16 protein-coding genes are annotated in these 20,513 nt (G+C 61.4%); 4 read left to right on the top strand and 12 right to left on the bottom strand.

Going from position 1 to position 20,513, the window contains the following annotated elements:
- Positions 1–185: 185 nt before the first annotated feature.
- From KGA96_RS09795 to glgA, 8 genes are all read right to left on the bottom strand, one after another.
- Positions 186–986, bottom strand: a complete 801-nt coding sequence (locus tag KGA96_RS09795) for an endonuclease/exonuclease/phosphatase family protein (RefSeq protein WP_223466981.1) — start codon at positions 984–986, stop codon at positions 186–188.
- A 96-nt stretch (positions 987–1,082) separates the two neighbouring features.
- Positions 1,083–1,841, bottom strand: coding sequence for a PIG-L deacetylase family protein (locus tag KGA96_RS09790; RefSeq protein ID WP_223466982.1), 759 nt, complete (start codon positions 1,839–1,841; stop codon positions 1,083–1,085).
- 213 nt (positions 1,842–2,054) lie between these two features.
- Complete coding sequence (glgX, locus tag KGA96_RS09785) at positions 2,055–4,217, bottom strand: glycogen debranching protein GlgX (protein ID WP_046037115.1); 2,163 nt, start codon at positions 4,215–4,217, stop codon at positions 2,055–2,057.
- 230 nt (positions 4,218–4,447) lie between these two features.
- On the bottom strand, positions 4,448–4,768 hold the full coding sequence (locus KGA96_RS09780) for a DUF2934 domain-containing protein (RefSeq protein ID WP_223466983.1): 321 nt from the start codon (positions 4,766–4,768) through the stop codon (positions 4,448–4,450).
- Between the two features lie 21 nt (positions 4,769–4,789).
- Positions 4,790–7,585 (bottom strand): malto-oligosyltrehalose synthase, encoded by a 2,796-nt coding sequence (locus tag KGA96_RS09775; RefSeq protein ID WP_223512597.1) that lies wholly within the window; start codon positions 7,583–7,585, stop codon positions 4,790–4,792.
- Positions 7,582–9,660, bottom strand: a complete 2,079-nt coding sequence (gene malQ / locus KGA96_RS09770; protein WP_046037111.1) for a 4-alpha-glucanotransferase — start codon at positions 9,658–9,660, stop codon at positions 7,582–7,584. The genes KGA96_RS09775 and malQ overlap by 4 nt, the downstream gene beginning before the upstream one ends.
- Positions 9,657–11,453 carry a malto-oligosyltrehalose trehalohydrolase gene (gene treZ / locus KGA96_RS09765; protein ID WP_223512595.1) on the bottom strand — a complete coding sequence of 599 codons (1,797 nt, stop codon included), beginning with the start codon at positions 11,451–11,453 and terminating at the stop codon, positions 9,657–9,659. Before treZ ends, malQ begins: the two co-directional genes overlap by 4 nt.
- A 12-nt stretch (positions 11,454–11,465) precedes the next feature.
- Complete coding sequence (glgA, locus tag KGA96_RS09760; protein WP_223512593.1) at positions 11,466–13,049, bottom strand: glycogen synthase GlgA; 1,584 nt, start codon at positions 13,047–13,049, stop codon at positions 11,466–11,468.
- Between the two features lie 558 nt (positions 13,050–13,607).
- On the opposite strand from glgA, the gene KGA96_RS09755 reads away from it, so the two are divergent.
- Positions 13,608–14,420: a crotonase/enoyl-CoA hydratase family protein gene (locus KGA96_RS09755; RefSeq protein ID WP_223466990.1), complete on the top strand. Its 813-nt coding sequence runs from the start codon at positions 13,608–13,610 to the stop codon at positions 14,418–14,420.
- A gap of 6 nt (positions 14,421–14,426) precedes the next feature.
- Positions 14,427–15,257, top strand: a complete 831-nt coding sequence (gene nudC, locus KGA96_RS09750; protein WP_046037107.1) for an NAD(+) diphosphatase — start codon at positions 14,427–14,429, stop codon at positions 15,255–15,257.
- Here the strand turns inward: nudC and KGA96_RS09745 are convergent.
- The 3 genes from KGA96_RS09745 to KGA96_RS09735 form a co-directional block, all read right to left on the bottom strand.
- Positions 15,225–16,004, bottom strand: a complete 780-nt coding sequence (locus KGA96_RS09745) for a TSUP family transporter (protein WP_046037106.1) — start codon at positions 16,002–16,004, stop codon at positions 15,225–15,227. The two genes, nudC and KGA96_RS09745, sit on opposite strands and share 33 nt — an antisense overlap.
- 189 nt (positions 16,005–16,193) lie before the next feature.
- Positions 16,194–16,670 carry a DUF1348 family protein gene (locus KGA96_RS09740; RefSeq protein WP_046037105.1) on the bottom strand — a complete coding sequence of 159 codons (477 nt, stop codon included), beginning with the start codon at positions 16,668–16,670 and terminating at the stop codon, positions 16,194–16,196.
- 55 nt (positions 16,671–16,725) lie between these two features.
- Positions 16,726–17,289, bottom strand: coding sequence for a TetR/AcrR family transcriptional regulator (locus KGA96_RS09735; RefSeq protein ID WP_223512591.1), 564 nt, complete (start codon positions 17,287–17,289; stop codon positions 16,726–16,728).
- A gap of 214 nt (positions 17,290–17,503) precedes the next feature.
- Between KGA96_RS09735 and pssA the strand changes: the two genes are divergently transcribed.
- Both pssA and KGA96_RS09725 read left to right on the top strand, forming a co-directional pair.
- Positions 17,504–18,847: a CDP-diacylglycerol--serine O-phosphatidyltransferase gene (gene pssA / locus KGA96_RS09730; protein ID WP_223512589.1), complete on the top strand. Its 1,344-nt coding sequence runs from the start codon at positions 17,504–17,506 to the stop codon at positions 18,845–18,847.
- A 126-nt stretch (positions 18,848–18,973) separates the two neighbouring features.
- Complete coding sequence (locus tag KGA96_RS09725; protein ID WP_046037102.1) at positions 18,974–19,990, top strand: AraC family transcriptional regulator; 1,017 nt, start codon at positions 18,974–18,976, stop codon at positions 19,988–19,990.
- Between the two features lie 35 nt (positions 19,991–20,025).
- Here KGA96_RS09725 and KGA96_RS09720 read toward each other — a convergent pair whose 3' ends face one another.
- Positions 20,026–20,496 carry an LEA type 2 family protein gene (locus tag KGA96_RS09720; RefSeq protein ID WP_046037101.1) on the bottom strand — a complete coding sequence of 157 codons (471 nt, stop codon included), beginning with the start codon at positions 20,494–20,496 and terminating at the stop codon, positions 20,026–20,028.
- Positions 20,497–20,513: the final 17 nt, after the last annotated feature.

The following is a 20,513-nucleotide window of genomic DNA, read 5'->3' as shown; positions in this document are numbered from 1 at the left end:
GCCCGTTTTTACGGGTGCCTGAGGCTGGTCCTGGTGTTGATTCCGGGGGTAGTAAGGTGAAGTCAAGAAGACCGCAACGGTCGAGTCAAGAAGATCGCCGATAAGTGGTAACGGTTTAAGTGATTGATTTATGACGTGCCCATAAGTGCTTGTTTGTTCGAAGAATCGTCAAAAAAACCTGTGGTTCAGAGATGCACTTCCACCGCCAGCGGCAAATGGTCAGACAGGTGCGTCCAAGGCTTGTTTCCCAGTATTTGCGGTTTGTGGCTGCTGGCGTTGCGCAGGTAGACGCGGTCCAGGCGCAGCAAGGGAAACCGTGCGGGGTAGGTTTTGGCCGGACGGCCAAGGTGGCGTTCGAAGGCTTCGTGCAAGTAGTCGCGGCGGGCAAGGGTGGCATTGCCCTGCATCTGCCAGTCGTTGAAGTCGCCGGCAATGATCACCGGCGCATCATCCGGCAAGGATTCGAGGAGCTGACAGAGCAACTGCAACTGCAGCTGACGATGACTTTCCAGCAGGCTGAGGTGAACGCAGATCGCATGCACTTCGCGATGCCCCGGCACGTCCAGCACGCAGTGCAGCAAGCCGCGGCGTTCCGGGCCGGTAATGGAAACATCCAGGTTTCGATACTCGCGGATCGGGTATTTCGACAGCAGGGCATTGCCATGGTGACCGTCGGGATAGACGGCATTGCGCCCATAGGCGAAATCGCTCCACATACTGTCGGCAAGGAATTCATATTGCGAGGTTTGTGGCCAATCGTTGTGGCGGGAGGAGTGGCGATCGTGCTCGCCGACGACTTCTTGCAGAAACACCAGGTCTGCCGACGTACTGCGCACCGCTTCACGCAATTCAGGAAGGATGAAGCGCCGGTTGAGAGCGGTAAAACCCTTATGGGTGTTAACCGTCAGCACGCGAAGCCGATGAATCGCCGGGGGCGTGTTCAAGGGTGTCGATTCGGCTGCCTGCCGTTTTGAATGACTGGCCACTTGCACTCCTCTGACTCAGGGCTGCTTATGTATGCGACTGATGTGACGGCAGTCAGTTCAGTCCGATGGGCTGAGCCGAACCGATAATCGATGATTTCATACCAACACGATTTCATAAGGCAAACGGATACGCTCCAGCAACGGCCGGGGCAGCAACGGCGCGAGGCCGATGGCCGGTTCGCCGTCCAGTTGGCTGGCGTAGGCATGGGTGGCGTGGCTCTTGCGGGCGACGGTCCAGGTATCGAGGCGCACCTTACGGGCACGGTGCCAGGGAATCAGCTCCCGGTCCCGTGCCGGCCAGTGCCAGGCCCAGAACGGTACGTCGTTGTAGGTTGCCCCTACATTGGCCGCCGCCCTGGCGCTGGCGCGGCCAACGGTGTCGTGGTCGACGTTGCCGTCCTCGCGCCAGGTGCTGAACACCACATCACCGGGGCGCAGGTAGCGAGAGATGAATTGGGCGATCTGATCTTCGTGCTCCACCAGCGCGTTGTCGGTAAACCCGCCACGAATCCACTTCAGGCTGTGCATTGGCAAACCGAGCCGGCGGATGGCTTCGACGCTTTCCTGGGGACGAAATACGCTGAGGCGCTTTTCCGACCACTGCCGAGAGCCCGGATGGCTGGCGCTGCCGTCGGTGATCGAGATCAATTGCAGCGGGTGGCCGAGATTGCTGAGCAACTGCAGCAGGCCACCGCAGGTCACGACTTCATCGCCGGGGTGTGGGGCAATGAGCACTGCGCGTGCGCCGATGGGCACAAGCGACTGGGTACTGATGACCGGAATGCTGTCCAGTTGCGGGGCGCTGTTCCAGATCTGTGATGGCAGATTGGCTTCGCTCAGGGAAACGGGTTTCATGGTGGATACGTCCTTGTTCTGCGTCGCCTTCAGTCGTGCATCGGACAAGCCCGGCAGACCCGTGAGGGCTCGTTGATAGCGGTGCGACAAGCCAAACCCTGGATTGCCGCGAATCGAGTATTGCTCATGTAACGCTATTCGTCGCGTCGCGAACCTGCCCGGAATGATTTTTCCGCTCTGCGGTGTTGCGGCCAAAACTGGTTGTAGGTTTTTTTACTCTTCTTCCTCATGCTGCAACTCGAACAGCAGCAATGAGCGGCCGGTGACCGAGTACTCGTGGCCAAACTCGAAGCGTTCCTGGCCGTGGATCGATGGCTGGTTGGTGTCGATCATGCACGTCCAGAAACCGCCGTCAGGCACTTCCGGCAGCCGGAAATTGACGATGTCGTGATGCGCGTTGACCACCAGCATCAACGTCGCGTCGATGCCTTTGCGGCGAATGCCGGTTTCCTGGGCGCGGCCATCGAGCAGCATGCCCAGGCAACGATTGTGCGCATCGTGCCAATGCTTGGTGGTCATTTGCGTGCCGTCCGGCGCCAACCAGGTCACGTCCTTGACGCCGATGTCCTCGTTGTAATTACCCACCAGGAAACGCCCTCGCCGCAGGACTGGGTAGGTCAGGCGCAACTTGATCAGGCGTTTGACGAACTTGAGCAGGGCCTTGCCGTCTTCGCTCAAGTCCCAGTTGACCCAGCCGATCTCGCTGTCCTGGCAGTACGCATTGTTGTTGCCGTCCTGGGTGCGGGCGAACTCGTCGCCGGCCACCAGCATCGGCGTGCCTTGGGCCAGCAGCAGGGTGGCGAAGAAATTGCGCATCTGCCGATGGCGCAGCGCATTGATCTCGGGATCGTCGGTGGGGCCTTCGACGCCGTGGTTCCAGGACAGGTTGTTGTTGCTGCCGTCCTGATTGTCTTCGTCGTTGGCCTCGTTGTGCTTGTCGTTGTACGACACCAGGTCGTTGAGGGTGAAACCGTCATGGGCGGTGACGAAATTGACCGATGAGTAAGGCCGCCGACCACGTTGATTGAACATCTCCCCCGAAGCGGTCAGGCGGCTGGCAAAGTCCGCCAGTTGGCCGTCGTCGCCTTTCCAGAAGGCGCGCACGGTGTCGCGAAACTTGTCGTTCCACTCGACCCAGCCCGGCGGAAAGTTGCCGACCTGATAACCGCCGGGGCCGCAGTCCCAGGGTTCGGCGATCAGTTTGACCTGGCGCAGCACCGGGTCCTGGCGGCAGGCCACGAGGAAGCTGTGGCGTTCGTCGAATCCGTCGTGATAACGCCCCAGAATGGTCGCCAGGTCGAAGCGGAAGCCGTCCACGTGCATTTCCGAGGCCCAGTAGCGCAGGGAGTCGGTGACCATTTGCAGCACGCACGGGTGGCTCAGGTCCAGTGTGTTGCCAGTGCCGGAATCGTTGATATAGAAGCGCTTGTCATCGGGCTTGAGGCGGTAGTAGGACGCGTTGTCGATGCCGCGCATGGATAGGGTCGGGCCTTGCTCGTTGCCCTCGGCGGTGTGGTTGTAGACCACGTCGAGGATCACCTCCAGATTGGCTTCGTGCAGGTGCGCGACCATTTCCTTGAATTCGGCAATCTTGCCGCTGGCCAGGTAACGCGGGTCGGGGGCGAAGAACGCAATGCTGTTGTAGCCCCAATAATTGGTCATGCCCTTGTGCAGCAAATGCTGGTCGTTGACGAAAGCGTGGATCGGCAGCAGCTCCACGGTCGACACGCCGAGTTTGCGGATGTGCTCCACCACATCATCGACCATCAACCCGGCAAAGGTGCCGCGCAGGTTTTCGGGGACGGCAGGGTGACGCATGCTGAAGCCGCGCACGTGGGTTTCGTAGATGATCGTCTTGTCCCACGGCACGCTGACACGATGATCGTGGCCCCAGGTGTGCGCCGGGTCGATAACCTTGCATTTGGGCACGAAGGGCGCGCTGTCCCGTTCATCGAAGCTGAGGTCGGCGTCGGGGTGGCCGATGGTGTAGCCGAACAGGGCTTCGGACCATTTCAGTTTGCCGACCAGTTGTTTGGCGTAGGGGTCGATCAGCAGTTTGTTGGGATTGAAGCGATGGCCGTTGGCCGGGTCGTACGGACCGTAGACGCGATAGCCGTAGATCAACCCGGGATGGGCGTCGGGCAAGTAGCCGTGGTAGATCTCGTCGGTGTACTCAGGCAGTTCAATGCGTTCGAGTTCCACTTCGCCGGCGTCGTCGAACAGGCACAGTTCAACCCTGGTGGCGTGGGCGGAAAACAGGGCGAAGTTGACGCCCAGGCCATCCCAGGTGGCCCCCAGCGGAAAGGGCAGGCCTTCGCGGATTCGTGTTGTTTCGGCACGAGGGGTTGGCGCGGCGGCTTTCTTTGGACTGGTCATAGGTATTCCTTTAAGCGGCGGCAACCTGTAGGAGCCAGCTTGCTCCGGGCGGCGTTCCGACGAAAACGGTGTGTCAGGCAACATCAATGCTGGAAGTGATGGCCTCTTCGCGGGCAAGCCCGCTCCCACAGGGACCTGTGAGTTGCCACAGATTGCTGTTACACCACCAAACACTGTGGGAGCGGCGGTGCGGCGGTCCGACTTGCCCGCGAAGGGGCCTCAAGACATATTCAAACCGCTGGCGGTTTTCGCGGCGCCCGGGGCTTTTTCACGACGGCCTTTTCCCCCGGCGGGATCACCTTCGAAGCCGCCGCCGGTTTGCCCTTGGTTTTTGGTGCGGCGACCTTGGCATCGCCAGCCTTGCCATTGGCCGTTTTGCTGACCGGGGTTTTGCTAGTGGCTGCCTTGGCCGGTTTTTTCGGGGCCAGGGCTTCGGCTTCCGCCAGTTTGCACGCCATCTCCCAATGGCGGGCTTCCTGGCCTTCGGGTTTTCCTTCGGATTCCCAGATCTGATAGGCGAATTCGCGGATGCGTTTATCGTCGGTACTCATCGTAATGCTCCTGAACTGAACTCAAGTGTGGGCAGTTTGAAAAATGAGATTGACCGGGAAATCCCCCAGCGCGGCGCTGATCAGCAGCTCCCTGTGTTTTGTGACTGTGATGCCGGAAAAAAGTCCCTCCAGATGTTCGTCAGGGACGGTGAACGGCAGTTTGATCCGGGTATCGCCCCACAGCGGCGCGTGGACCTGTGGTACAGCACCGTTTTCCAGCAATTCGGCACAACGTATCGGCACAATCACGATGGCGCGGTTTCCCTCCTGTTCACGGACAAAACCCAGCACTCGATGGGCCTCGCTGCCCACCACTTCCAGAGCCTGGTAGGTGCCACGCCGAAACAGCTCGGCATGTTCGGCGCGCAGGCTCAGGGTGCGCGCAATCAAGGCTTGCTTGATGCGCCCGTCACGCCAGTTCTGCATCAAGTCCGGCAGGTCTACCGCTTGCTGCAGCGCCTGCTGGCGGCTGGCGTAGTCGACGGGGCGGCGGTTGTCCGGATCGACCAGGCTGAAGTCCCAGAAATCGTTGCCCTGATACAAGTCCGGCACGCCGGGCACGGTCATGCGCAGCAAGGTTTGCGCCAAACCGTTGAGTGCTCCGGGGGCGGCAATCGAGCGGGCCGCCTTGGCCAGGGCCGTACGCAACAGCTCGCCTTCGGGGCTCAGCAAAAGGCGCTGGATGAAGTCCTCTGTCGCTTGCTCGTAAGGGTCATTTGGCGCGCTCCAGCTGCTTTGCAATTTGGCTTCGCGCAGGGCCTTGTGTTGCCACTGCCAGAGGCGTTGTGCGTAGTCCTCGAGGGCCGGCGGATGATCGATAGACAACTCCAACGGCCAACTGCCGAGGATCGCCTGGTACAGAATCAATTCATCCCCCGTCGATGGCATCTGATCGTCGTTGCGCAAGGGCCGGGCGAGGGCGCGCCACAGGCCGATCTGGTCGGCGTGCCAGCTACTGCGCTCGCTGAGTACCGCCAGCCGCGCCCGTGAATCTTCGCCGCGTTTGTGGTCGTGGGTGGCGCTGGCCAGCAGATTGTCCGGGAAGGTCTCGAGGCGTTCGATGCAGGCCTGATGAAAGTCGGCGGGCGGTGCGCTGAACTGTTCGGTATTGAAGCCAACGTCATTGCGCGAGAGCAGCACGGCCGAACGATAGAGCGCGGTGTCTTCCACCGCTTTCGCCGCTGCTGGCGAGGTCAGTTGCTGGAAACGTACGCAGGCGTGCTTGAGGCGTTTGCGTTCGCGACCGGCCGGACGCTGCCGCCAGGGTTCACCGCCGAGCCAGCCGGCCAGGCAGTCGAGTACCGGCCAGTCCGCTTCGCCGAGGGTTTGGCGGGCGCCGTCCATGGCCTGGCGGAAAAACACCTCGTCCTGGGCCGAGCGGCCAAGGGGGCTGATGTAGGTGCGGTACACCGGGAAATGCACGATCAATGCCTGCAAGGCCCGGCGAATGGCGCCGAGGGTCAGATCGCGGGTCATGAGGTTGTCCCGGGCCACTTGCAGCAAGGCCTGGGCAACGCTTTCGAAATCTCCGGCCAGGGAACCGCTGAGGATTTGCTGGCGGGCCAGTTGGGCTTCCTGGCCGAAGTCGGCAGGCCGCTCGCTGTGACGGTGCCAGAGTTCGGCCAGTGTCTGCGCACCCCGTGGGTCGTGTTGCAGCAGTGACAACTGGTTCATGAACTCGTAGCCGGTGGTGCCGTCCACCGACCAGTCGCGATGCAGTGTTTCGCCTTCGCCGAAGATCTTTTCCACATAAATGGGCAAGTGGCGGCCCGCCGAAAGGCTGTCGACCCGGCGGCGCAGCTTGCGGCAGTAACCTCGCGGGTCGGCGAGGCCGTCGATGTGGTCGATGCGCAACCCGTCGATCAGCCCTTCAGCCACCAGTTGGAAGATCTTCGCGTGGGTGGCTTCGAACACGGCGGGACGCTCGACCCGCAGTCCGCCGAGTTCATTGATATCGAAGAAGCGCCGCCAGTTGATGTCATCGGCGGCGGTGCGCCAACTGGCGAGACGATAGCTCTGGCGCTCCAGTAGGTTGTGCAGGCGCTGGAAGCCTTCGTCGGTCAGTGAGTCGTAGTTGTTCAGGTGCTGCTCAATGGCCTGGGCAAGGGCCGGATCGCTGACCAGATCGCGAAGTTCCGCTTTCAGCGGTAGGGCCAGGCTGTGGGCGTCGGTCTGGTAGCTCAGGGTGCTGAAGCGATCGGCCAGGCTTTTCAGTTGCTCGGCCTGTTGCGTATCGAGCGGCGCATCGGTCCTGAGCAGTTCCCCGTAATCGCTGGGGCAAATCGGAAAGCGGTGGTCGTAGTGCTCGACATGGAAGGCGCCGTGCCAGGCATCGAACCGCAGGGGCAGGGTGCCGTCCTGCAACGCGACGCCGTAGTCGCTGCCCAGAAACGGCAGGAGCAGCTGGCCTTCCATCAACGGATCGGGAGAGTGCCACTGGATATCGAAAAACTCGCCGTAAGGGCTCAGGCGTCCCCACTCCAGCAAATCCAGCCACCAGGGATTGTCACTGCCGCCGACCGCCATGTGGTTGGAGACGACGTCGAGGATCAGCCCCATGTCGTGCTCGTGCAAGGCACTGACCAGGCTGCGCAGCGCCGCCTCACCGCCCAGCTCCGGGTTGACCCTGGTCGGGTCCACCACGTCGTAGCCATGCATCGATCCGGCGCGGGCGCGAAGCAGCGGGGAGGCATAGACATGGCTGATGCCGAGACGGGCGAAATACGGCACCAGTGGCACCGCATCTTCCAGCGTGAAGCCTTTGTGAAATTGCAGGCGCAAGGTGGCGCGCAGTGGACGGGGCGGCACCTGGGTCATCGATCACGCTCGGCCGCCTGGAGTCGCGCACAGGCGAGCAATTCCAGGCGTCGCGCGGCATCCGCTCCGTCGAGCAGGGCTTCGCTGTAGCCCGGCAAGCGCCGCGACCAGTTGGGGTGGGTGTCGATGGTGCCGGGCAGGTTGGCCTGTTGTTCCACACCCAGGGCATCCTCCAGCGGCAGCAGCACCAAGGGGGCCCGGGTATGACCGAGGAAGCGCACGCTGGCATCGAGCACCTGGTCGGTTTCGTGGGACTCTTCGCGAAAGTTCTGCGGGTCCTGGCTCAACGCCCGGCGCAGGCCTTCACGCTCGCGTTCGCGGTGCTGGCGCCATTCGATTTCACCGCTGGCATCGACCATGCCGAGCCGGGCGTTCCAGTCTATATCGCGACCATGCCACCAGCCGTTGAGGGTGGGCAGGTCATGGGTGCTGGTGGTGGCCAGGGCGTTGTCCGGCCAGTCGAGGATTGGCTTGAAGTGCGTGTTGTCCTGTTCGAACAGCAACACCCGCATGCCGAGTATCGAACGGGCGATGAGTTTTTCCCGCAGGCCATCCTGCACGGTGCCGAGGTCTTCGCCGAGGACGATGGCCTGGTGACGATGGGATTCCAGGGTCAGCAAACGCAGCAGATCGTCCACCGGGTAGTACAGGTAGGCGCCGTCGGCCGGCGGCGAGCCATTGGGGATTACCCACAAACGTTGCAAGCCCATGACGTGATCGATGCGCAAGCCACCGGAGTGGGCGAAGTTGGCCCGCAACATTTCGATGAAGGCCCGGAAACCATTGCGCACCAGGCCTTCAGGGGAGAACGCGGAAATCCCCCAGCCCTGGCCCGTGCGGTTGAGAATATCCGGCGGCGCACCGACGGTGAGGGAGGCGAGCAGTTCGTCCTGACGGCTCCAGGCCTGGCTGCCGCCGCCATCGGCGCCAACGGCCAGGTCGGCGATCAGGCCGATACTCATGCCGCTGGCGCGGGCGGCGGTTTGCGCGCGCTCCAGGCAGCGAGTGATCAGCCACTGACAGAAGGCGAAGAAGCCGATGCGCCCGGCATTCTCTTCGGCGAATGCCGCCAGTTCGGCGCTGCGCGGATTGCGCCAGGGTTCGGGCCACTGCCGCCAGTCGAGGTGTTCACCCCGGGCGGCGCGCGCCTCCTGGATGGCTTCGAAGCGACAATGATTTTCCAGCGCTTCGCCGGCGGCGTGACGAAAGCTGCTGAAGTCTTCGTGCAACGGGTGTTCGCCCTGGACGAAACCTTCGTACAGCGACTGCAACAGCCGATGCTTGGCTTCGGCGGCGGCCGGCCAGTCAATCAGCGGACGCTCTTCCAGTGCCTGGAGTTCAATGGCCAGTCCGGTTGCATCGATGGCGGTACGCAGCGCGCGCTCGCCAAGAATGGTGCCGGGGGCGCAGTAAAGGCTGTTGAGAAACAAACGGCTGGACGGCGAATACGGGCTGTAGCGTTGAGTGTCACTGGAAAACATCGCGTGCAAGGGGCTGATCGCCAGTGCCTCGGCGCCACGCTCGCCGGCCACCCGGGCAAGGTCCTCCAGCGCCTGGGTGTCACCAAAGCCGCCATCGCCGGCGCGGCGCAATCCATATAACTGCACGCTCAGGCCCCAGGCACGCGGGATGGGGTTGTTCACGGCATCGGCCACGCTGTAGCAACGAGCCGGGGCCACGGCCAGGGTGAAGTTTTGTCCGTCGATGCTGACCTGTTGATAGCCGACCGGTACCAGCCCTGGCAGCACCGAGTTGGCGTCCAGTTTCAGGTTGAGCCGCGAACCGTCTTCGAGGTGGATTTCGCAAGGGGTCCCGGGCTCGAAAAAACGCGCCAGGTCCAGGCCCTTCCCGACATCGGCGGTGATCAATGGCGGCAAGTGATGGGTCTGTTGCGTCTCTTGCAATTCCAGCAGGCTGGCATCGATTTCCTGAGCGCCGCCGGCCGGGTGGCCAAGGCCGGTCAGCACGTTGCGCAACACGGACGGCGCGACTTTTTGCGGGCGGCCGTTGGCGTCGATCCAGTCGACGGCGAGGCCGGCACGGCTGGCCAGGATTTCCAGTTGCGCATCACTCATGGACGCTCTCCAAACGAGGTAGCAAAGGGGGCTGCGGCGGCGAGGCTGACGAGCGCGCAATACGGGGCAAGGGTGTTCGGGGCCGGCAGGTCGGGATTCTGTGGCGGGTATTCGAACAAGGGCATGGCACCGGTCTGTGAGGTGTGGACTACGGGCCTGGCGCCGAGGTTCAGGTCAATGCGCAGTTGGCTGCCATCGCCCAAGCGCCAGGAGGCACTGATCGCGGCTTCGCCCAGCACGTCGGTGCCCAGTGCCTGGGCGCCCGGCAGGCGCGGGATGATGTGCCGGTGACGGATCTGCAACAGTCGGCGATACAGGTCGTACATCTCGCAATGGCCGGTCGATGGCAGGACCGGGCGGGACGCTGCAAACGTCTGCGGATCGTTCGGGTCCGGAATGTATTCACGCTGCAGCTGATCGGTAAAGGCGCTGAACGCCGCGAACTCGTTGCGCCGGCCGTCGCGAACCTGTTTAGCCAGTTCACCGTGATGGCTGGTGAAAAACAGAAAGGGTTGCTCGACGGCAAACTCGTCGCCCATGAACAGCAGCGGAATCATCGGTGACAACAGCAGCAACACCGTGGCGGCCCGCAGCGCTTGCGGGTGGGCGAGTTGATGCAGGCGCTCGCCGAAGGCCCGGTTGCCGATCTGGTCGTGGTTCTGCAAAAACAGGATGAATGCACTGGGCGGCAGATGCCCGCTGGGTTCACCCCGCGCCACACCATGGCGGTTGAGATGGCCCTGGAACACGAAGCCCTGGCTCAGGCAGCGCGCCAGTTGTTCGGTGGGGTTTTGCGCGTAATCGGCGTAATAAGCCTCGGTTTCGCCGGTCAGCAACACATGCAGGGCGTTGTGGCCGTCATCGTTCCACTGCGCGTCGTAACCCTGTTCAAGCAAGCTGGCCTGGTTGTGTTCGTTCTCCACCATCAGCCAGACATGCCGCGCCGGTCCGGTCTGCTGGCGCACCCGTCGCGCCAGTTCCTGGAGGAAATCCGGGTCTTCGATCGCGTGTACCGCGTCCAGGCGCAAACCGTCGAAGCGGTATTCGAGCAGCCACATCAAGGCGTTTTCGATGAAGAAGTCCCGCACTTCGCGACGGCGCAAGTCGATGGCCGCGCCCCACGGCGTGTGCTTGTCTTCGCGAAAAAAGCCCTTGGCATAACGATGCAGGTAATTGCCGTCCGGGCCGAAGTGGTTGTAGACCACGTCGAGAATTACCGCCAGGCCGTGGCCGTGGGCGGTGTCGATCAAGTGCTTGAGCTGCTCGGGGGAGCCGTATGACGCCTGTGGCGCGTAGGGCAGGACGCCGTCATAACCCCAATTACGCTCGCCGGGAAACTGCGCGACGGGCATCAGTTCGATGGCGGTGACACCCAGTTCGACCAGCCGCGCCAGATGCTGCTCGACGGCGCTGAAGCCGCCGAGCGCACCGACATGCAATTCGTAGATCACCGCCTCGTTCCACGGCCGCCCCAGCCAGGCGCTGTGTTGCCACGCATAGGCCAGCGGATCGACCACCACGCTGTGCCGGTCGATGTCGCCGGCCTGAGCACGGGAGGCCGGGTCGGGCACTTCCAGTTCGCCGTCGATGCTGTAGCGGTAACGCGTGCCCGCCGCGCATCGGATGTTGCTCACGAACCAGCCGTCGGCCTGGGGCAGCAACGGCAAGGACTGTCCATTTTCCAGTTCGACACTGACGTAGAACGCATCTGGCGCCCACAACGCGAATCGCGTGTGCTCTGCGTCCAGCATGATTGCGCCGTGGGGCCAGGTCTCAAGGGTCCGTAACGGCATCTTGAAAGCCTCTTACTGTTTGTTCGATTTCCCCAATGCTTTCGCCACAAGCTGTTCGTAGAGCTCGGCGTAGGGTTCGACCGCCTTGCACCAGTTGAACGGCGCCGCCATGGCCCGGCAGCGCATGGCGTGCAGCAGGTCGGGAAAGGCGAACACCTTGAACGCGCGGCTCAGGGCTTCCTGGTAGCTCTGCACCGTGGATTCATCGAACAGGAAACCGGTCAAGCCGTTTTCGATGGTGTCGGCCAGGCCGCCGGTGTTGCGGGCCACCGGCAACGAGCCGAAGCGCTGGGCGTACATCTGGCTCAAGCCGCATGGCTCGTAACGCGAAGGCATCAGCAGGAAGTCGCTGCCGGCGAACATGCGCCGGGCGTCGGTTTCGTTGAAGCCGATGCGCACGCCGATCTGCCCGGGGAAACGCAGGGCCAGTTCGCGCATCGACTGTTCTTCTTCCGGCTCGCCACGGCCGATGATCGCGATCTGGCCGCCGTTTTTGACGATGTACTCGGACACCGCCTCGGTGAGGTCCAGGCCTTTCTGATAAACCAGCCGCGAGACCACCGCAAACAGGGGACCTTCGGAGTCTTCCAGGCCGAACAGCTCGCGGACATGGGCGGCGTTCACGGCCTTGCCATCCCAGTCGCCGATGTTGAACGGGCAGAACAGGTGCGGATCGGTCGCTGCATCCCAGCTTTCATCGATGCCGTTGGGAATGCCGCTGAGCAGGCCTTGCTGGGTCTTGGCTGCAAGAAAACCGTCGAGACCGCAGCCGAAATCCGGGGTGGTGATTTCCTGGGCGTAGGTCGCGCTAACCGTGGTGATGTGGCTCGAATAGGCCATGCCGGCCTTGAGGAACGACATCTTGCCGTAGAACTCCATGCCTTCCTGTTGCAGCGCGTGATGGGGAATGCCCAGTTCGGGGCACGAGCCCAGGCTGGTCACGCCTTGATACGCCAGGTTGTGAATGGTGAACAGCGTCGGCGTGCGCTGCCCGCGCCAGTGCATGTAGGCGGGGGCCAGTCCGGCGGGCCAGTCGTGGGCGTGCACCAGGTCCGGGCACCAGTGGATCTGCGCGAGGTTGGCGGCAATATCGGCAGCCGCCAGGCCCAGGCGGGCAAAACGGATATGGTTGTCCGGCCAGTCGCGGCCGTTGTTGGCGCCGTAGGGCGAACCTTCGCGCTCGTAGAGTTCGGGGCAGATCAGTACGTAAATGACCAGGCCATCGGGCATGTCCATGCGCCCGATCTTGCACGGTGGCAGCGCAGCATGACCGCCAAGCTCGCCGATGATATGAATCGGGTTTTCGCTGTGCAGCACCTGCGGGTAACCGGGGATCAACACCCGTACATCGTGCAGATGGGCCATGGCCCGTGGCAGCGCTGCGGAAACGTCGCCCAGGCCACCGGTTTTCACCAGGTCGGCAATTTCCGAGGTGACGAACAGGACTTTTTTACGGTTCGGATTCTGGTTGGCTGCCGGGGTCAGGGTCCTGGTGCCTGGAACGCTGACGGGTTGGGTGTTTGCGGCAGTAACGGCGCTCGATTCGCCGACCTGATGAGCACGCTCTCCCTGTATTTCCAAAGCCGTACTGATCATATGAATCTCCCGTGTTGTTGATCTAATTCTTAGGTCTGGCAAACGGTGTTCCATGGCCAATTCCCGTGGCCGGCGCAAACGCGCTGCGCATCAGTGAGCAAGCGCTGCCCAATGCGTCGAAGCAAAAGGGTTGAATCAGCCGTTGCAAAGATTGCACCAGTCGCAACGCACCTTCTTGTCAGAGGACCGATCGGGATTGGAAAAAGTTTCGACTATTTTTCCATTTTGTGACCGACCGGTTTCGCTTTGAGAAAATGAGTCTAGGCCAGAACTTAGAGCGGTAAAGGGCAGATGGCAAAATTGTTCGACAATCGGTTTGTAGCGGTACGGACGTGCCTGATCGAGGTGCAAACGCCCCGACGAAGTGCATGTTTTTTTGCGTTTTGGCCTCAAAAAGTCACTGGGCAGTCACATAAATGTGCGACGTGATTTATCAGGTGTGCACTGTTATGGTGCGCATCATTGAGTCCCGCATTTGGCCGAACCGCTGCCTTACTGCCCACCTTGGTGCCTTGTTATAGTTCGGGCCTCATTTTTGCCCGCTAAAGGATCACTGGCATGTCTCAGTACACTGCGTTCAACGTCGAACTGGCCGATAAAATCGCCCATGTGCAGATCAACCGCCCGGAGAAGATCAACTCGATGAACGCGGCGTTCTGGAGCGAGATCGTCGAGATCTTCCAGTGGATCGACGACACGGATGAAGTGCGCGTGGTAGTCCTCAGCGGCGCAGGCAAGCATTTCTCCTCGGGGATCGACCTGATGATGCTGGCCGGTGTGGCCAATGAACTGGGCAAGGACGTGGGCCGCAATGCGCGCCTGTTGCGGCGCAAGATCCTCACCCTGCAAGCGTCGTTCAATGCCGTCGATAACTGCCGAAAACCGGTGCTTGCGGCCATTCAGGGTTACTGCCTGGGGGGCGCCATCGACCTGATTGCAGCCTGCGACATGCGTTATGCCGCCGAGGATGCACAGTTCTCGATCAAGGAAATCGACATCGGCATGGCCGCCGACGTCGGCACGCTGCAACGCTTGCCGCGAATCATCGGTGACGGCATGCTGCGTGAACTGGCTTACACTGGTCGCACGTTTGGCGCCGACGAAGCGCGGAGCATGGGCCTGGTCAATCGCGTCTACAGCGACAACGCCAGCCTGCTCGACGGCGTCATGGGCATTGCCTACACAATCGCCAGCAAGTCGCCGATTGCCGTCACCGGCACCAAGGAGATGATCAGCTACATGCGTGACCATCGCATCGATGACGGCCTCGAATACATCGCCACCTGGAACGCCGCCATGCTGCAATCCACCGATCTGCGCGTGGCCATGGCCGCCCATATGAGCAAACAGAAACCCGAATTTCTGGATTGATTAACCATGATTCCTCGCTGGACCACCGCAGTACTGGACACCGATCAACCCGGCGGCTGGGCTATCGCGCGCAGCCCCGAAGGCTTTCTGTTCGATGACAATGGCGCACTGTTCGCTCGCGAATGGCTAAAACGTCAGGACCTGTCGATTCTTGCCGAACATGGCATCGGTCATCTCGATGGCGAGCCGGTCTATCTGCTGGAGCTGCGCAGTCACAGCGAAGTGCCGGGTTGCAACTGGAAAGGCCTGCGGGCGTTCATGCTCGAAGGCGATCACACGCTCTACAAAGTGCTCGGTTACGCCGCACAGATCGGCACCTGGGCCCGCGAGCACCGTTTTTGCGGTAACTGCGGTCAGGCCATGACCCAGGTGCCACGCGAACGGGCGATGTATTGCCAGCCGTGCGATCTGCGCAGCTATCCACGGATTTCGCCGAGCATGATCGTACTGGTGACCCGAGGTGATGAAGTGCTGTTGGCACGCTCACCGCGTTTTGTCAGCGGTGTCTACAGCACGTTGGCGGGGTTTGCCGAGCCGGGTGAATCAGCCGAGGACTGCCTGATTCGCGAGGTTCGTGAAGAGGTGAGCATCGAGGTCAGGAATATCCAGTACATGGGTAGCCAGTGCTGGCCGTTCCCGCACTCGATGATGCTCGGCTTTCACGCCGAATATGCCGGTGGCGAGATTGTCTGTCAGGAAGACGAGATCGAGGACGCCCAGTGGTTCAACGTGCACGAGCTGCCGCCGTTGCCGGCGTCACGCTCGATTGCCCGTTACCTGATCGACGTCTATGTGGCCCGGCGTTTAGGCCACGCTGAACCAGTGCTGCCAGGCTAGGCGCACGGTCAGGCCCAGCACCACGGTGATGAACACCGGACGAATGAATTTCGCGCCGCCGCTGATGGCGGTGCGGGCGCCGAAGAAGGCGCCGACCATCAACGACGAGCCCATGCACAGGCCGATGATCCAGTCCACCTGACCGGAAAAGATGAAGATCGACAGCGCCGCCACGTTGCTGACAAAGTTCATGCTGCGCGCCACACCGCTGGCTTTCACCAGGTCGATGGGGTAGAGCAGCAGGCTGCTCACGGTCCAGAACGCGCCCGTGCCCGGACCGGCCACGCCGTCATAGAAGCCGAGGCTGAAGCCTTGGGTCGACTGCCACTTTTTCTTGATCGGTGCGTTGCTGTCCAGTGGCGCTTTCGGCGTGCCGCCAAACAATAGATAGACACCGCAAGCGAAAACGATCACCGGCAGCATTTTGTTCAGCCATTCCGCTGGCAGGTAATGGGCGACCACGGCACCGGTCAGCGCGCCGACCAGGGTGCCGACGATGGCGTGCACCCATTGCTCGGGGTGGAACAGCTTGCGGCGATAGAAGGTGTAGCTGGCAATGGCCGAGCCGAAGGTCGAACTGAGCTTGTTGGTGCCCAGCACCAGGTGCGGCGGCAGGCCGGCGGTCAGCAAGGCCGGGGTGGTCAACAGGCCGCCTCCGCCAGCGATGGCGTCGATGAAACCGGCAACAAAAGCGACAAGGGCCAGGATGGCCAGGGTGGAAAGGTCAACACTGAGTTCGAAAGGCATGGGGTCGGCTTATTCGGCGGGTGCAGAAAGAGGCTGCGGGGAAGGGCTGCATCTTAACCACCTGCACAACACAAAACCATTGTGGGAGCGGGCTTGCTCGCGATGGCGGTGTGTCAGCCACATCAATGTTGAATGTGCCGTCGTCATCGCGAGCAAGCTCGCTCCCACAGGGATTAGTGCGAATTCAAACTACAGGCCCAGATCCGACAGCCCCGGATGATCATCAGGCCGACGCCCCAGCGGCCAGTGGAACTTGCGCTCGCTTTCCTTGATCGGCATGTCGTTGATGCTGGCGAAGCGGTGGGCCATCAGGCCGTCCTCGTTGAACTCCCAGTTTTCGTTGCCGTAGGAGCGGAACCAGTTGCCCGAATCGTCGTGCCATTCATAGGCATAACGCACGGCAATGCGGTTGCCGGTGAACGCCCAGAGTTCCTTGATCAACCGATAATCCAGTTCCTTGGCCCATTTGCGGGTCAGGAAACCCTTGGCTTCTTCGCGGTTGTGGGCGAACTCGGCGCGGTTGCGCCATTGGGTGTCCAGGGTATAGGCCAGGGACACACGCTCGGGGTCGCGGGAGTTCCAGCCGTCTTCGGCCAGGCGAACTTTTTCAATGGCCGATTCACGGGTGAAAGGGGGTAATGGCGGACGAACTTCGGCATTAGACATTTCAAGTCTCCGTATCAAGTTAATGATTAAACAACTGTCGAGCTTGATTGAGTTGCTACAGGTCCAATAACTTTCGCGCCATGCATTGCGCATTATCGGCGGCACTGTGATCACCCATTACAAGCGCCACGGTAATGGCACCGTCGATCAGGATCAGCAGCTGTCTGGCCAGCAGCTGCGGATCCTCGGCGCCATGTTCGGTACACAGCTCGCACACGTAGTCGAGCAGCTTCTGTTTATGCTCTTTGGCGACCAGGCGCACCGGGTCCTGCGGGTCGCCGGTTTCGCCACTGGTGTTGATGAAGGCGCAGCCACGGAAACCTTCCGAGGCGAACCACGACTTGAGTACGGTAAACAGGTTGAGCAGTCGCTCGGCCGGGGTTTCTGCCTGGCCGACTGCGCCTCTGTACCAGTGCATCCAGCGCTGGTCGCGGCGTTGCAGGGCCGCCACCACCAGTTCGTCCTTGTTGGCGAAGTAGCGGTAGATGCTTTTTCTGGAGACGCCGGCGGTTTTCACCAGAAGATCCATGCCAGTGGCGGCTATGCCACTTTTGTAGATCAACTTTTCGGTGACATCCAGAATAATGTCGCGTGTGTCATTGCTGGTGATTTCGTTCATGTGGCAAACAGTAGAACGATCGTTCTCCTTGGTCAAACGGTTTTTGTGGTGTTTGACAAAAGGTCTTCGCGAGCAGGCTCGTTCCCACATTGAAATGCATTCTCCTGTGGGAGCGAGCCTGCTCGCGAAGGGGACATTACAGACGGTAACAAGACCCGAACCTTTGCATGGTGTAAGCTCTCGGGTTCTTCGGATTCGACCCATTGCGAGCCCTATGCCGTCGCTTTTCAAACGCTCCCTGCTGCCCAAGTTGCGCAGTTTTCCGCTGGCGGCCGATGCCGTTGGCGTCCTCTCCGGCGCTGCAGAATTCCGTCATTGCCTGCTGGAGAAAATCGCCAGCGCGACCCGGCGCATTTACATCGTTGCGCTGTACCTGCAACAGGATGAAGCCGGCCAGGAAATTCTCGATGCCTTGCACGCGGCCAAACTGGCGCGTCCGGAACTGGATGTGGTGGTGGTCGTAGACTGGCTGCGCGCCCAGCGCGGCCTGATCGGTGCCGGCAAGCAACCGGGCAACTCCGCCTGGTATCAGGAAATGACCCGCACCCATGCCAGCGAAGTGCCGATCTACGGCGTCCCGGTACAAACCCGCGAACTGTTCGGTGTGTTGCACCTTAAAGGCTTCGTGATCGATGACTGCGTGATCTACAGCGGCGCGAGCCTGAACAACGTCTATCTGCACAAGTTCGACAAGTACCGTTACGACCGCTATCACGTGCTGCACAATCGTGAACTGGCCGATTCGATGCAGCACCTGGTGCAGCACGGCCTGGTGGCGTCCAAGGCGGTGCACCGCCTCGACCTGCCGAACCTGCCGACCACCCGCAGCCTGCGCAATGACATCGGTGACCTGCGCAGCCGCCTCAAGCACGCGGCGTACGACACCACGCGGGGCACCACCGACAGGACCGGTTTGTCCGTCAGCCCGCTGCTCGGCGTCGGCAAGAACAATCCGCTGAACCGGGTGATCTGCGAACTGATCGCCAGCGCCCAGCAGCAACTGACCATTTGCACCCCGTACTTCAACCTGCCGCTGGCGATCATCCGCGAGATCAACCGCGCGCTGGCCCGTGGGGTGAAGATCGACATTGTGGTCGGCGACAAGACGGCCAACGACTTCTACATTCCGCCGAGCGAACCGTTTCGGGTCATTTCGGCGCTGCCGTACCTGTACGAAATCAGCTTGCGCCGGTTTGCCAAGCGTCATCAGCGCAACATCGACAGCGGGCAGTTGAACCTGCACCTGTGGCGTGATGGTGACAACACCTATCACCTCAAGGGCATGTGGATCGACCGGCGTTACACCTTGCTGACCGGCAACAACCTCAACCCGCGGGCATTTCGACTCGATCTGGAAAACGCCTTGTTGATCGATGATCCCCATGGCGAACTGCTGGAGCCGCGTCGCAAAGAGCTGGCAGAGATCTTTCAGCACACCCGTCGCATCGAGCACTTCCAGAACCTGGAAACCCTGGCCGAGTACCCGGCGGGCGTGGCCAAGTTCCTCAAGCGCGTGAGTCGTGTGCGTATCGAGCGGCTGCTCTATCGCATTCTGTAAAGTCGGTGGATCTCAGGAAAGCCATCGCGAGCAAGCTCGCTCCCACAGGGTTATTCGATCAGCGTTGAGCGGGTGGTTTCAGCTAATATGCCCCCACTCGAACAAGAACAGGGCTTGCCGCGATCCATGTCGGAAAAAGACACCATCTCCATCCAACTGGTGCGTGAAGCACTGTTGCAAAGCTGCGCGCCAGGAACCGCCACGGATGAGGTGTTGAGCAAGGTCGGCATCGACCCGCTGCTATTGGGCAGCACCGACGCCCGTGTTCCGGCCACGGCTTATGCGCGCCTGTGGCGGTTGCTGGCACGACGCGGCGATGATGAGTTCTTTGGCATGGACCCACGCAAACTCAAATCCGGCAGCTTTGCGTTCCTGTGTCGCAGCGCCATGCTCCAGCCCAACGTGGCGGCGGGAGTGGCCGGCGGCCTGGGGTTCCTGTCGTTGATCCTCGAACACCTGCCAGCGCAGTTGGTGCGTCAGCAAAGCCTGGCGGAAATCGTCCTGCTGGAGGACGACAAGGATCCGCGCCGGGCCTTCACCTATTTCACCTACTGGATGATCGTGCACGGTGTTGCCTGCTGGCTGGCAGGACGGCGAATTCCGATCCTGGCCATCGAACTGCGCTGTTCGAAGCCGGATTTCTGCGATGACTATCAGGTGATGTTTTCCGAGAACCTGCGTTTCGACCGTCCACGCACGCGGATGATTTTCTCCGCCGATTGCCTGGACCTGCCCATCAAGCGCAGCCCTGAAGAACTCGAGCGATTCCTGGCCCGTGCGCCGGCGAACATTCTGGTGAAGTACCGCGATCCGCAGAGCCTGGCCAGCCGGATCAAACACGACCTGCGCCACCTGCCGGCCGAACACTGGCCGGAAACCGAAGCCCTGGCGCAACGCCTGTGCATGTCGGCTTCAACCTTGCGCCGCCGACTGGCCGAAGAAGGGCAAACCTACCAAGGCCTCAAGGACGGCGTGCGCAAGGAACTGGCGATTGTCTGGCTGGCCGAGCCGGCGATCAGCTTCAGCGAAATCGCCACGCGGCTGGGGTTCGCTGACGTCAGTTCGTTCTACAAGGCATTTCGCAAGTGGTCGGGGTCAAATCCGGGGCATTACCGCAGCCTGATTCTCAATGACACCGAGTAAGTTCAGCGGCGCAATGACCCTTTCTTCCCAGGCGTTTAACGGCTGCCAGTGATCGGCCCTGGCAGATTGAGTGTGCCACTGTCCACGAAACGCATCGTGTTGAACACCCCACCCGATAGCTTGCCGTGCAGGACATAAGGCATGTTGTTGAGGGTTTTCATCTGGCTGATGCCATAGGTCTGGCGGATCACCGAAAACGCCGAAACGCTGACCGGCACGCTGACGACGGTGTCGGAAAAACGCCCGATCGTACCCCGCTCATCGGTGACGCCAGAGGCGAAGGGCTGGCCGTTGATGTCCAGGTCCAGCGCGACACCGCTGTAGGTGACGGTGGTGTCGTTGGGGTTCTGCACTCGGATTCTCACGGCAAAGCGCACTTCCATGCCTTCGCCTTGGAGGGGCTCGACACCCACGACGTTGATTTTCAACGGGTCTCGATTGGGCAGCGAGGAACAGGCGCTCAGGCAGAGCAGGAGGGAAATCAGGACTGCGTGGAGGCTGCGCATGGACGTGCTCTCATCTG

Source organism: Pseudomonas sp. GL-R-26, from assembly GCF_019947365.1.
GTDB lineage: Bacteria > Pseudomonadota > Gammaproteobacteria > Pseudomonadales > Pseudomonadaceae > Aquipseudomonas.
This window is presented reverse-complemented; position numbering and strand designations above follow the sequence as displayed.